General features: G+C 63.4%; 12 protein-coding genes, 1 rRNA gene and 1 pseudogene. 1 reads left to right on the forward strand and 13 read right to left on the reverse strand.

From position 1 onward, the window contains the following. Positions 1-18: 18 nt before the first annotated feature. Positions 19-1,549: ribosomal RNA gene (locus tag A5708_RS04055) — 16S ribosomal RNA — on the reverse strand. Between the two features lie 371 nt (positions 1,550-1,920). Beyond that, on the reverse strand, positions 1,921-3,174 hold the full coding sequence (gene murA / locus A5708_RS04060; RefSeq protein WP_007773898.1) for a UDP-N-acetylglucosamine 1-carboxyvinyltransferase: 1,254 nt from the start codon (positions 3,172-3,174) through the stop codon (positions 1,921-1,923). A 68-nt stretch (positions 3,175-3,242) separates the two neighbouring features. Between murA and A5708_RS04065 the strand changes: the two genes are divergently transcribed. Next, positions 3,243-3,824: a cob(I)yrinic acid a,c-diamide adenosyltransferase gene (locus tag A5708_RS04065; RefSeq protein ID WP_065027388.1), complete on the forward strand. Its 582-nt coding sequence runs from the start codon at positions 3,243-3,245 to the stop codon at positions 3,822-3,824. A 21-nt stretch (positions 3,825-3,845) separates the two neighbouring features. On the opposite strand, the gene A5708_RS04070 is transcribed toward A5708_RS04065, so the two are convergent. From A5708_RS04070 to A5708_RS04120, 11 genes and pseudogenes are all read right to left on the reverse strand, one after another. After that, positions 3,846-4,289 (reverse strand): DUF2550 domain-containing protein, encoded by a 444-nt coding sequence (locus A5708_RS04070; RefSeq protein ID WP_065027389.1) that lies wholly within the window; start codon positions 4,287-4,289, stop codon positions 3,846-3,848. Positions 4,290-4,295: 6 nt separating this feature from the next. Next, positions 4,296-4,661 (reverse strand): F0F1 ATP synthase subunit epsilon, encoded by a 366-nt coding sequence (locus A5708_RS04075; protein ID WP_065027390.1) that lies wholly within the window; start codon positions 4,659-4,661, stop codon positions 4,296-4,298. Between the two features lie 34 nt (positions 4,662-4,695). Beyond that, on the reverse strand, positions 4,696-6,144 hold the full coding sequence (gene atpD / locus A5708_RS04080) for a F0F1 ATP synthase subunit beta (protein ID WP_065027391.1): 1,449 nt from the start codon (positions 6,142-6,144) through the stop codon (positions 4,696-4,698). An 18-nt stretch (positions 6,145-6,162) separates the two neighbouring features. After that, positions 6,163-7,071 (reverse strand): F0F1 ATP synthase subunit gamma, encoded by a 909-nt coding sequence (locus tag A5708_RS04085; protein WP_065027392.1) that lies wholly within the window; start codon positions 7,069-7,071, stop codon positions 6,163-6,165. 6 nt (positions 7,072-7,077) lie between these two features. Next, the gene (gene atpA / locus A5708_RS04090) at positions 7,078-8,769 is read right to left on the reverse strand and encodes a F0F1 ATP synthase subunit alpha (RefSeq protein ID WP_065027393.1); all 1,692 of its coding nucleotides are present in this window, start codon (positions 8,767-8,769) and stop codon (positions 7,078-7,080) included. A gap of 52 nt (positions 8,770-8,821) precedes the next feature. Further along, complete coding sequence (locus tag A5708_RS04095; RefSeq protein WP_065027394.1) at positions 8,822-10,162, reverse strand: F0F1 ATP synthase subunit B/delta; 1,341 nt, start codon at positions 10,160-10,162, stop codon at positions 8,822-8,824. Between the two features lie 6 nt (positions 10,163-10,168). Continuing rightward, complete coding sequence (locus tag A5708_RS04100; RefSeq protein WP_065027395.1) at positions 10,169-10,702, reverse strand: F0F1 ATP synthase subunit B; 534 nt, start codon at positions 10,700-10,702, stop codon at positions 10,169-10,171. A 9-nt stretch (positions 10,703-10,711) separates the two neighbouring features. After that, a complete protein-coding gene (locus A5708_RS04105) occupies positions 10,712-10,960 on the reverse strand; it encodes a F0F1 ATP synthase subunit C (protein ID WP_024636915.1) in 249 nt (82 codons plus the stop codon). An 84-nt stretch (positions 10,961-11,044) separates the two neighbouring features. After that, on the reverse strand, positions 11,045-11,803 hold the full coding sequence (gene atpB, locus A5708_RS04110) for a F0F1 ATP synthase subunit A (RefSeq protein WP_065027396.1): 759 nt from the start codon (positions 11,801-11,803) through the stop codon (positions 11,045-11,047). Continuing rightward, complete coding sequence (locus A5708_RS04115) at positions 11,796-12,290, reverse strand: ATP synthase subunit I (RefSeq protein WP_065027397.1); 495 nt, start codon at positions 12,288-12,290, stop codon at positions 11,796-11,798. Before A5708_RS04115 ends, atpB begins: the two co-directional genes overlap by 8 nt. 216 nt (positions 12,291-12,506) lie before the next feature. Further along, positions 12,507-13,716 (reverse strand): annotated as a pseudogene (locus A5708_RS04120) (glycosyltransferase family 4 protein); the annotation flags it as partial. Between the last annotated feature and the right edge of the window lie 7 nt (positions 13,717-13,723).

The raw sequence follows: 13,723 nt of genomic DNA on the forward strand, positions 1-13,723 counted from the left end.
TTTCGTGGTGCTCCTTAGAAAGGAGGTGATCCAGCCGCACCTTCCGGTACGGCTACCTTGTTACGACTTCGTCCCAATCGCCGATCCCACCTTCGACAGCTCCCTCCAAAAGGTTAGGCCACTGGCTTCGGGTGTTACCGACTTTCATGACGTGACGGGCGGTGTGTACAAGGCCCGGGAACGTATTCACCGCAGCGTTGCTGATCTGCGATTACTAGCGACTCCGACTTCATGGGGTCGAGTTGCAGACCCCAATCCGAACTGAGACCGGCTTTAAAAGGATTCGCTTAACCTTACGGCATCGCAGCCCTTTGTACCGGCCATTGTAGCATGTGTGAAGCCCTGGACATAAGGGGCATGATGACTTGACGTCATCCCCACCTTCCTCCGAGTTGACCCCGGCAGTCTCTCACGAGTCCCCGGCATTACCCGCTGGCAACATGAGACAAGGGTTGCGCTCGTTGCGGGACTTAACCCAACATCTCACGACACGAGCTGACGACAGCCATGCACCACCTGCACACAGGCCACAAGGGAACGCCTATCTCTAGACGCGTCCTGTGCATGTCAAACCCAGGTAAGGTTCTTCGCGTTGCATCGAATTAATCCACATGCTCCGCCGCTTGTGCGGGCCCCCGTCAATTCCTTTGAGTTTTAGCCTTGCGGCCGTACTCCCCAGGCGGGGTACTTAATGCGTTAGCTACGGCACGGATCCCAAGGAAGGAAACCCACACCTAGTACCCACCGTTTACGGCGTGGACTACCAGGGTATCTAATCCTGTTCGCTCCCCACGCTTTCGCTCCTCAGCGTCAGTTACTGCCCAGAGACCCGCCTTCGCCACCGGTGTTCCTCCTGATATCTGCGCATTCCACCGCTACACCAGGAATTCCAGTCTCCCCTGCAGTACTCTAGTCTGCCCGTATCGCCCGCACGCTCACAGTTAAGCCGTGAGATTTCACGAACAACGCGACAAACCACCTACGAGCTCTTTACGCCCAGTAATTCCGGACAACGCTCGCACCCTACGTATTACCGCGGCTGCTGGCACGTAGTTGGCCGGTGCTTCTTCTCCACCTACCGTCAATCCGAGAAAACCCGAACCTTCGTCGATGGTGAAAGAGGTTTACAACCCGAAGGCCGTCATCCCCCACGCGGCGTCGCTGCATCAGGCTTGCGCCCATTGTGCAATATTCCCCACTGCTGCCTCCCGTAGGAGTCTGGGCCGTATCTCAGTCCCAGTGTGGCCGGACACCCTCTCAGGCCGGCTACCCGTCGTCGCCTTGGTAGGCCATCACCCCACCAACAAGCTGATAGGCCGCGGGCCCATCCCACACCGCAAAAGCTTTCCACCAAAAGACATGCGTCTAAAGGTCCTATCCGGTATTAGACCCAGTTTCCCAGGCTTATCCCGAAGTGCAGGGCAGATTGCCCACGTGTTACTCACCCGTTCGCCACTCGAGTACCTCCGAAGAGGCCTTTCCGTTCGACTTGCATGTGTTAAGCACGCCGCCAGCGTTCGTCCTGAGCCAGGATCAAACTCTCCAAACAAAAACTCCTCGCAGGACGAGGTGAATTCAAATCAGAGAAAATCTGACCTAACAAAAAGACACCAAATAACTGGCATCAAAATACGGCCATACCGACACACGGGGAGTGTTTAAGTATGGCCAAAAAACAACAACAAAATAAAAAGACCAAACACACTATTGAGTTCTCAAACAACACTTGTTTCGCCCGTTTTGGGGCAACCCTGCCAGCTTAATACAGATCCGGCAGGTAAGTCAACTCCCAATTTTGATCTTCTAGAGACCGTCTCGGGAGCAGCCGTGCCAGGCTAGTACCAATCCAGCGAGGGAGTCAAGGCCCCGCTCTCGTCCACCTTCGCGTTGGTGACCGCGCTTGTGGGGCACTGACTTTGGTTACTGTACCCGCTCGATCTCCGCTCCCAAAATCGCCAGGTTTTCCACGAACAACGGGTAGCCGCGATCGATGTGGAAGACGTCGTGGACCTCGGTGTCTCCGTCGGCGACAAGCCCGGCCAGCACCAGGCCTGCGCCGGCCCGAATGTCCGAACACCACACCGGTGCGCTCGACAATTGCGGCAACCCCCGAACGACGGCGTGATGCCCGTCGGTCCGGGCGTCGGCGCCAAGGCGGATCATTTCTTCAACGAATCGAAAGCGCGCCTCGAATACGTTCTCGGTGATCATCGACGTGCCGTCGGCGATCGAGGCCAGCGCGATCGCCATAGGCTGCAGGTCCGTCGGGAATCCGGGAAACGGCAGGGTCGCGACGTTGACCGCCTTCGGACGCTCGTACTGCGCCACCCGGAAGCTGTCGTCGGTCTGGGTGACCGTGGCGCCGGCGTCGTGCAGCTTGTGCAGCACCACCTGCAGGTGCGCCGGGTCGATGCCCGTGACCGTGATGTCTCCGCGGGTTATCGCGGCGGCGATCCCCCAGGTGGCGGCGACGATGCGATCCCCGATGACGCGGTGCTCGGTCGGGTGCAGCTTGGGGACGCCGGTGATGGTCATCGTCGGCGAACCCGCGCCCTCGATCTGCGCGCCCATCTGGTTCAACATCGTGCACAGATCCACGACGTCGGGCTCGCGTGCCGCGTTGTGGATGGTGGTCACGCCCTCGGCGACGACCGCGGCCATCAGGATGTTCTCGGTGGCTCCCACCGACGGGAACTCCAGCTGAATCTCCGCCCCGCGCAACGTATCGGCTTGTGCCACCACGCATCCGTGCTCGATGTTGCACTGCGCACCGAGTTGGCGCAGCCCGGCCTGATGCATGTCCAGCGGGCGCGATCCGATCGCGTCGCCGCCCGGCAGCGCGACGCGGGCGCGCTTGCATCGGCCGACCAGCGGTCCCAGCACGCACACCGACGCGCGGAACTGTCGCACCGCGGCGAAGTCGGCGTCGTACTTCGGCTCATCCGGAGAGGTGATTCGCGCGACGTCGCCGTCCAGTTCGACGGTGGCGCCCAGGCCGCGCAGCACCTCCGCCATCAGCGGCACGTCCAGGATGTCGGGGCAGTTGGTGATCGTGCTGGTGCCTTCGGCCAACAGCGTCGCGGCCATCAGCTTGAGCACGCTGTTCTTTGCGCCCCCTACTGCGACTTCGCCTGACAACCGGTTCCCGCCGGTCACCACGAATCGCTCAGCCACCCGCGTCAGTCTAGTGAAGCGGTATCGGCTTGTCAGTCGGCCAACCCACACCCGAGTACGGTTTGCTCATGGCTGTACACCTGACTCGCATCTACACACGAACCGGCGATGACGGAACCACGGGATTGAGTGATTTTTCGCGTGTCTCCAAGAACGACCCTCGCCTGGTGGCGTACGCCGATTGTGACGAAGCCAACTCGGCGATCGGCGTCGCCGTCGCCGTGGGTCAGCCGGACGAGAAGCTTACGGGTGTGCTGCGGCAGATCCAGAATGATTTGTTCGATGCCGGCGCGGATCTGTCCACTCCCGTGGTCGAAAACCCCGAGTATCCGCCGCTGCGGGTCACCCAGCCCTACATCGATCGGCTCGAAAAGTGGTGTGACACATATAACGAGCCGCTGCCAAAGCTGAATTCGTTTGTGCTGCCTGGTGGTTCGCCTTTGTCGGCGTTGCTGCACGTCGCCCGCACCGTGGTACGTCGAGCCGAGCGGTCGGCGTGGGCTGCCATCGACGCCGCGCCGGGACAGGTCAACGTCCTGCCCGCCAAATACCTGAACCGCCTGTCGGATCTGCTGTTCATCCTGTCGCGCGTGGCCAACCCCGACGGTGATGTGCTGTGGAAACCCGGCGGCGAGCACGCCGGCACGTAGTCAGCCGGCAGCCCTGTTCGCCTACAGGCTGCGGCGACGGGAACGTGGTGACGGACGCGACTCCAGCCAGGACAGGAACGCGGTCAACGCGCCCTTGTCAAACGCGATCTCGTAGCCGGACCTGCGGTCCTGGGTCGTGTCGCGCAGCTCGATGATGACGATCTCGTTGGTCATGATGTCGAACTCATCGCCGCGGGGCGCGCGCCGGGACACGATCTCCACGCCCCGCCGGCTCAGCCGCCGGTCCGGCCACAGTCGCAGGCTGGAGAGCCGGTAGAACGCGGCTTCACCACCGCGGTAACGGATTACGCCGTGCCGCCAGCCGTGGCCTCCGACCGCGGGAATGTCCCGCATGATCCCGGCCGTTCCGCCCTGACGCAGCTTCCACAGCCGATAGCTCAGCCCGACGACGGCGCTCGCCAGCACGACGACGAGCACGACCATGCCGATCATGGGCGCGCTCATCGGCGGTTAGTCGATCGCGCCGACGGCGCGCAATCTCGCGCGCCCTCGGGCGGCGGTACGCGGATCGTCAGACTCAGCAGCCTCTCTGGCAGCGCTCTCGTCGATCTCCGATTCGAACTCGGCGGATTCGGCGAGGATCGTCACCGATTCCTCGGTGACGGACAAGAATCCGCCGTCGACCGCGATCCGCAGATCGTCTTCGCCCTCTCGTTCGACGCGCACCATTGCGTCGTCGACCAACTGCCCCACCAACGGGATGTGGCGCGGCATGATGCCGATCTCACCGACGGTGGTGCGGGTGAAGAGAAACGTTGCTTCACCCGACCAGATCTTGCGGTCGACGGCGACTATCTCAACGTTCAATTCAGCCATGCCAAGAGCCTTTCAGAGCCTGTTCGCTCACGCCTCAGGATTCCAGTTTGGCGCCAAAGCCTTCGGCCTTTTTCGCCAGGTCGTCGAGGCCACCGATCAGGAAGAACGCCTGCTCCGGGATGTGGTCGAAATCGCCCTTGGTCAGGCGGTCGAACGCCTCGATGGTCTCCTTGAGCGGCACCGTCGAACCCGGCTGACCGGTGAACTGCTCGGCCGCCATCATGTTCTGCGACAGGAACCGCTCGATCCGTCGTGCGCGCTGAACCAGCTGCTTGTCCTCTTCGGACAACTCGTCGATACCGAGGATCGCGATGATGTCCTGCAGGTCCTTGTACCGCTGCAGGATTCGAATGACCTCCTGCGCCACCCGGTAGTGCTCGTCACCGACGACGCTCGGGTCGAGGATGGTCGAGCTCGATGCCAGCGGGTCCACCGCGGGGAAGATGCCCTTGGAGAACACCGAACGCGACAGCTCGGTGGTGGCGTCGAGGTGAGCGAACGTCGTCGCCGGCGCAGGGTCGGTGTAGTCGTCGGCGGGCACGTACACGGCCTGCATGGACGTGATCGATTTGCCTCGCGTCGAGGTGATGCGCTCCTGCAGCTCGCCCATCTCGTCGGCCAGGGTGGGCTGGTAACCCACGGCCGAAGGCATACGACCGAGCAGGGTCGACACCTCGGATCCGGCCTGGGTGAACCGGAAGATGTTGTCGATGAAGAGCAGCACGTCCTGGCCGGCCTCGTCACGGAACCACTCGGCCATGGTCAGGGCGGACAGGGCCACCCGCATACGGGTGCCGGGCGGCTCGTCCATCTGACCGAAGACCAGCGCGGTGTCCTTGAGCACGTCGGCTTCCTTGAGCTCGACCCACAGGTCGTTGCCCTCGCGGGTGCGCTCACCGACGCCGGCGAAAACCGAAGTACCACCGAAGTTTCGGGCAATACGGTTGATCATCTCCTGGATCAGCACCGTCTTGCCGACACCGGCACCGCCGAACAGCGCGATCTTGCCACCACGCACGTAGGGCGTGAGCAGGTCGACGACCTTCAGACCCGTCTCGAGCATCTCGGTGCGGGGCTCGAGCTCCTCGAACGGCGGCGGCTTGCGGTGAATCGACCAGTGCTCGAACTCTTCTCCGTAACCGGGCTTGTCCAGGCAGTCACCCAGCGCGTTGAAGACGTGGCCCTTGACCTCTTGGCCGACCGGCACCGAAATCGGCTTGCCACTGTCCGTCACCTCGACCCCCCGCACCAGACCGTCGGTGGGCTGCAGCGAGATGGTGCGCACGAGGTTGTCGCCGAGGTGCTGGGCGACCTCCAGCGTCAGGGTCTTCTTGAGTTCCTCGAACGTGATCTCGGCGTTGAGTGCGTTGAACAGATCCGGCACGGACCCGCGCGGGAACTCGACGTCGACCACCGGGCCGGTGATTCGCACCACGCGGCCACTGGTCTCGGAGTTGGTGGTCTTTTCGTCAGTAGCAGTCATTTTCTTCTTCCTCGTGTGCTACTTAGCGTCGGCCAGCGCGTTTGCGCCGCCGACGATTTCGCTGATCTCTTGGGTGATCTGGGCCTGCCGCTCGCGGTTCGCCATCAGCGTGAGCTCTTTGATCAGGTCATCCGCGTTGTCTGTCGCGGACTTCATCGCTCGCTGACGTGACGCGAGCTCCGATGCCGCCGATTCGAGCAGCGCCGTGTAGACCCGGGTGGTCACGTAGCGCGGCAGCAGCGCATCGAAAAGCGTTGTCGCGTCGGGCTCGAACGAGTACAAGGTGTGGAGTTCGTCGGTGTCCTCGACGTATTCCATGACCAGCGGAGCGATGCGGTGCGCCACCGCCGCCTGCGACATCATCGATTTGAACTCCGAGTAGACGATGTGCAGTTCGTCGACGCCCTGGCCGTCCTCCGACTCGTCGTCGCCCGCGCCGGCCATGAAGGTCTCGACCAGGGTGGACGCGATCTCCGCGGCATTCTCGTACGAGGGTTGCTCGGAGAAGCCGGTCCACGACTCCGTGATGTCCCAGTTTCGGAACTTGAAGTAGTTCAGCGCCTTTCGGCCCACGGTGTACACGATCGGCGTCTTGCCTTCCTGCCGCAGCAGGGAGAACAGCTCCTCGGAGCGACGGAAGATGCTCGAGTTGTACGCGCCGCACAAGCCGCGGTCCGAGGACACCACCAGGACGCCGGCCCGCTTCGGCTCGTCTCGTTCGACCAGCAACGGGTGGTCCAACGCGGCTTCCGAGGAGAGCGTGGTCAGCATCGAGGTGATCTGGAACGCGTATGGTCGTGCGGATTCCAATCGGGCCTGCGCCTTGCCGATGCGCGAGGTCGCGATCATCTCCTGGGCCTTGGTGATCTTCTTGATCGACCCTGCCGAACGAATCCGGCCGCGTAGTTCGCGAAGTGTGGCAGCCATCCGTCGCTACTTCTTGTCCTTGCCGGAGTCCTGCTTGGAATCCTTGGATTCCTTCTTGTCCTTCGGCTTGTCCTTCTTGACCTGTACGGACTCCTTCTCCAAGTCCTTTTCGTCCAAGGCCTCGACGTGCTCGTCGGGCACGACCGATCCCCCGCCGGTGGCCGCGAAGCCCTTCTTGAAGTTGTTGATGATCTCGGTGAGCTGGTTCTCGCCCTCTTCCGACAGCTTTCCGCTGTCGCGCACACCGCTTAAGAACTTCTCTTCCGAGGCCCGCATGTGGTCCAGCAGCTCGGTCTCGAAACGCCGGACGTCCTCGACGGGCACGGAGTCCAGGTGGCCGCCGGTGCCCAGGAAGATCGAAACCACCTGCTCCTCGACCGGCATCGGCTGGTACTGCGGCTGCTTGAGCAGTTCGACCAGACGCTCACCGCGCTCCAGCTGCGCCTTGGACGTCGCGTCCAAATCCGAGGCGAAGGCGGCGAACGACTCCAGTTCGCGGTACTGCGACAGGTCCAGTCGCAGCGAGCCGGCGACTTCCTTCATGGCCTTGATCTGCGCCGCACCACCCACGCGGGACACCGACACACCGACGTTGATGGCGGGGCGCACACCCTGGTTGAACAGGTCGGACTCCAGGAAGCACTGCCCATCGGTGATGGAGATGACGTTGGTCGGAATGTAGGCGGAGATGTCGTTGGCCTTGGTCTCGATGATCGGCAGCCCGGTCAGCGAGCCACCACCGAGTTCGTCGGACAGCTTCGCGCAGCGCTCCAACAGCCGCGAGTGCAGATAGAACACGTCACCCGGGTACGCCTCGCGACCCGGCGGGCGACGCAGCAGCAGAGAGATCGCCCGGTACGCCTCGGCCTGCTTGCTCAGGTCGTCGAAGACGATCAGCACGTGCTTGCCGTCGTACATCCAGTGCTGGGCGATCGCCGAACCCGTGTACGGCGCAAGCCATTTGAAGCCGGCGGAGTCGGATGCCGGCGCCGCGACGATGGTGGTGTAGTCCATCGCGCCGCCCTCTTCCAGCGCGCGCCGGACCGACGCGATCGTGGTTCCCTTCTGGCCGATCGCCACGTACACGCAGCGCACCTGCTTGCGCTCGTCGCCGCTCTCCCAGTTCTCCCGCTGGTTCAGGATGGTGTCCACGCACACCGCGGTCTTGCCGGTCTTGCGGTCGCCGATGATCAGCTGGCGCTGGCCGCGACCGATCGGCGTCATGGCGTCGATGGCCTTGATGCCGGTCTGCAGCGGCTCGCTCACGCTCTGCCGCTGCACCACCGACGGCGCCTGGATCTCCAGCGCGCGGCGAATGTCGGTGTCGATGTCGCCGCGGCCGTCGATCGGCTGGCCGAGTGGATTGACGACGCGCCCCAGGAACCCATCGCCCACCGGAACCGACAAGACCTCGCCGGTGCGCTTGACTTGCTGACCCTCTTCGATCTTCTCGAAGTCACCCAGGATCACCGCACCGACGCTGTGCTCGTCGAGGTTGAGCGCGACGCCGAGGACCCCGCCGGGGAACTCGAGCAGCTCCTGGGTCATGACCGAGGGCAGGCCTTCGACGTGCGCGATGCCGTCCCCCGCGTCGACGACGGTACCGACCTCTTCCCGGGAGGTGTCGGACGTAAAAGAGCCTACGTACTCCTCGATGGCGCTTTGGATGTCATCAGCGGAGATTGTCAACTCGGCCATGGCTTTTCGTCTTCCTACTTGATCTTGGTTCGCGTGTGATTGTGATGAATTGTCAGTCGGGCAATTGAGCCTGGGCCGCGGCGAGTCGAGAAGCGAGCGTCCCGTCGATCACTTCGTCGGCCACGGAGATGAGCAGGCCGCCCAGTAATTCGGCATCGATCTGCAGCTGCACCGCCACCGGGTGACCGTAGATGCGGCCGAGCACATCGATGAGACGAGACCGCTGGTCGTCGCTGAGTTCGGCCGCCGCACTGACCTGGGCGACGATCTCGCCGCGGCGCGCCACGGCGACTTGTGTCAAGAACTGAACGGCCTCCTCGGCCGGCTGGCCTCTGAGCAGTTCGACCGTCTGGCTCAGCAGCGCAGCCACAATGGGGTTGACCCTGCCGCTTGCGCTGTCAAGCACCTTGCGCAACAACGCAACTCGCCCTTCCACCGGAACGGAGTAGTCGCCCAAGAGGATGGAAAGTCGCGGCTGCTCGTCGAGGATGCGGGAGAACCTGAACAGCTGTTCTTCTACGTCGCCGACTTTGTCCTCACGTTCGGCGACTTCGAGCAACGCCTGCCGCGACACGTGTTCGATGGCGTCGATGAGGTCGGAGTTGGCCGACCATCGCTCCGATACCGCCGAGCGCAGCACGTCGAGCGTGGCGTCGCCGACCTTGCCGGAGAGCAGTCGCTCGATCAGCTTGACCCTGGGGGCCGCGTCCTCGGCGGGGACAGTCAGATACCGCGTGACGACGATCTCGCGGTCCAGCATCTGCGCAACCTCTACCAGCTCATTGGAGAGACTTGAAAGCGCCTTGCTGTCAAGGTCTTTGGCTATGGTGCTGAACTTGTCCGACAGGTTGCCCAGTGCGACGCGGCTCGACGAGCGCATCTTGGTCATCAGCGGGTACTGGACCTCGGTCGACGCGGGCGCCATCTCGTCGAGCTCTTCGAGGAACCGGTCGACGGTGGCCGACTGCTGTTCGGCGTCGGCGACGTAGTTGCGCACCAACTCGCCCGCCTGACGCACCGCTTCGTGGCCGAGTTCCAACCGGAGCTGTCGGCTCAGCTGGGTGCGCAAGAGATCGACCTGGCGGCTGCCCTGCACGCTGATGCGTTCGGACTCGACATCCGCCTGGGCCCGCAACTGCTCGACGATGCGGCCCGCGTCGGTCTGGGCCTCCTCGACGACGCGTTCGCCCTCCGTCTTCGCGTCTTCCACGGCCTTGCTGTGCGCCGTGGTCGACTCGGTCAGCCGATCACTTGCGGTCGCAGCATCTTTCAGCTGTTGGCGCACGGCGTCCTGCCGCGCGGCCATCAGCCGACGCACTGGCGGCACGACATAGCGCACCACCAAGAACACGATGGCCGCAAAGCCCACCAACTGGCCGATGAAAGTCGACATACGTAATTACCGTCCGGATGTCTTGGTTGCGGATGTGGTCGCGGCGGCGGGGGCGACGTCGACGCCGAGGATTCGACTGGCCAACGTCGCCGACAGCGACGCCACATTGGCACGCAGGTCCAGTTCCACGGCGTCCCTCTCCCGCTTCAATTGCTCGGATGCCATTTGCAACGTCGACATCACCTGCTGTTCGGCACGGGCGCGCGCGTCCTCGACCACCTTACGACCTTCGGCGCGGGCGTTGTCGCGCAACGACGACGCCTGAACCCGCGCCTCGGTCAGGGCTTCTTCGTAGTCGGCCTTGGCCGCGTCGAACTGCTCGGCCGCCTTCTTGTTGTCGGCGGCCGTCTTGGCGACCATGGCGTCGCGCTCGCGCAACACCTTCATCACCGGCGGCACAACGAATGTGCCGATGACGGCCAGCACGATCAGGAAGATGGCCAGCACAAAGAAGAAGGTGCCGTTGGGAACGAGGAAGTTGCTGCCTCCCTCGGCCACCACCTGGCTGGATGCCAGAACGCTCACACTCGCGTCACCCATCACGGCAGACTAGGTGCCGACGGGCGTGGCGAAGACGAACAGCGCCATGAAGGCCAGGTTGATGAAGTAGGCCGCCTCAACCAGACCGACGGTGATGAAGAACGGTGTGAACAACCGGCCTTGCGCCTCGGGCTGCCGGGCGATGCCGGAAACCAGCGCGTTACCGGCGATACCGTCACCGATACCGGCACCGATCGCGCCGCCGCCCATGATGAGTCCACCGCCGATGAGTGCCGCGGCAGCGACTTGGGGGTCCAGAGCCATTCTTATCCTCCTTGATATCTGGTAGGGGTCTACCAGGTCTCTGTAATGGTGCGTGGGTCAGAACAATTCATCGTGGTCTCAGTCATGGTGATCCTCGATCTCCATGGCTTGACTGAAGTACAAGATGGTCAGAATCGAGAAGATGAAGGCCTGGATCGCCCCGACGAACAGGTCGAAGGCCTTCCAGATCGCGTTGGGCGCCCACATGATGTACGGCGGGAACAGCGCGATCAGCGCGACCAGGATGCCGCCGGCGAAGATGTTGCCGAAGAGTCGGAGAGACAAAGAGATCGGCTTGGCGAGCTCTTCGACCAGGTTGATCGGTGCCAGGAACGCCACGTGGCCTTTCAGGACGGCCAGGGGGTGTCCGATGACGCCGCGGCGCCAGATGCCCGCCACGTGGTAACAGACGAAAACGAACAGAGCCAGCGCCAGAACGTAATTGATATCCGCCGCCGCCGACTTCAGCAGCTCGGTGGTGTGACCCGACTTGTCGGTGTACTGCAGCGGCAGCACCGACAGCCAGTTGGAGATCAGGATGAACACGAAGATGGTGACGGCCAGCGGCAGCACGAACGGTGCGATCCGCATGCCGACCGCGCTCTCGATCTGATCGCGCATCTGGACCGTGATGGCTTCCCAGAACAACTGAACGCCGCTGGGCACGCCGGTGGAGGTGATCTTCGCGCGCAGGAAGAAGGCAAGTGCCAGCACGATCACCGCGGCGATCCCGGTCGCCAGGATCGTGTCGGTGTTGACGGTCATGCCCAGCCATTTGGCTTGCGTGTGCGCGCCGACCTCGATCGCGCCCTCGGCCAGGAACCTCGTCTCAGGCATCGGGGGTGTTCCTTCCTTCCGTTCCTTCCGATCCTGCGATCGCATCGCGTCCGGCGGCGTCCGAAGGCTCCGCCCAGTCGCCGGCGCGTAGCTTCTTCCACACCGGAAGCGCTGTCGAGGCGACTAACAGGACCTGGAAAAGCGCCAATCCGAACACGACGCCCAGGCCGGCCGGCCGAAAGACGTAGGCAATGATCAGCCCGACGACGGTGATGATGGCCAGCCGTGACGCCGAGTTGACCGCCATCGACCTTTTCAGCGGGTGATCCTTGGCGGTAATCGATTCAACCGAGCGACGCACCAGTACCGCATTGAGCAAACCCAGGAGAAGCCCGACGCCGAAGAAGACTCCGACCATCAGGTGACCGGACAGTCCGGCGGCGAGCACCGCCACCGCTGTGATGGCAATGCTGATCGCGAAGAGCCGAACCGGACGGAAAGCAACAGAGGGAAACACCAACGGCGCGTCCTGCGCTGGTGTCGTCACTGCAGCACCTCAATCCCAGGTTGGTGATACGGGAACCCCTCGACCGACTGATCGGTGGCCCGCCGAGCGTATCGCACGTCACAGTTGAATCACCCAAGGGGTATCTCCCGAGGCCGGTCTTGAACCAGCCCGATCGGATCAGCCTCCGATGGACCGGTAGCCTGCGCGGCTTTTTGGGGTTCTACCAGCACCGTACCACACTGCGAACCCCAACTACTACTCCTCGTCGTAGTAGTCGTCTCCACGGCGTAAGAGAGGGATCGCCGTCGCGATGCCGGCCACCACGATCGCACCCAGCATCACCGCGGCGGTATCGCGGGGACGGAAAAAGATTGTGCTCGCGGCGCCGAACGCGACGATCCCGACCCACAGATAGATCAGCAACACCACCCGCCGGTGCGAGTGACCGATCTGCAGCAACCGGTGATGCAGATGCATTTTGTCGGGGCTGAACGCGCTGCGGCCCGCGCGGGTGCGGCGCACGATCGCCAGCAGCAAATCGAGCATCGGCACGAAAATGACCGCGGCCACCAGCAGGAACGGCGACAGCAGGACAAACACGTCGCGGGCGCCGTAGGCGTTCTGCGAGACCGGGCCGGCGGCCGTCGTAGACGCGGCCGACAACATCAGACCGATCAGCATCGAGCCGGAGTCGCCCATGAAGATCTTGGCGCGGTGAAAGTTGTGCGGCAAAAAGCCCAGACAGGCCCCGGCAAGCACCACCGAGATCACTGCGGGCGGATAGAACAGGACGTCACCGCCGTGGTCGCGCAGCAGCCCGACCGAGAACATGCAGATGGCCAGCGCGGTGATCAGTCCGAGCCCGGCGGCCAGGCCGTCGAGCCCGTCGACGAAGTTCATCGCGTTGACGACGGACACGGTCAGGGCGAGGGTCAGCAGGATCGACGACGCCTGGTCGAGGACGATGGTGCCGACGCCGCCGATCGGGATGTAGAGGACGCTCCACGCCACGCCCATGGTGACCAGCACGCTGGCCGCGGTGATCTGTCCGGCGAACTTGGTCAAGGCGTCCAGGCCCCAGCGGTCGTCGATGAGGCCGATGCCCATGATGACTGCGCCGGCCACCAGGACCGCGGGCATGCCGGTCGAGTAGACGAACCCACGGGTGAGCGCCGGAAGTTGGGATGCCAGAAAGACGGCCGTGATGACGCCGAGGAACATCGCCAGCCCGCCCATCCGGGGGGTCGGCGTGACGTGGACGTCGCGCTCGCGCGGATAGGCGACCGCACCCAGCCGGGTGGCCAATACCCGAACCGGCCCGGTCGCGAAGTACGTGATGATCGCCGCGGTCAATCCCACCAGCGCCAGCTCACGAAGCGGAACCCCGGCGCCGCGGTCGGCCAGCGCGAGCAACCCACCGGCAAGGTTGGTTACGTCGCTGGACATCACCGAGACCGTACTGGACAAACCTG

Source organism: Mycobacterium colombiense (genome assembly GCF_001672755.1).
In the GTDB taxonomy this organism is placed as follows: Bacteria; Actinomycetota; Actinomycetes; order Mycobacteriales; family Mycobacteriaceae; genus Mycobacterium; species Mycobacterium colombiense_C.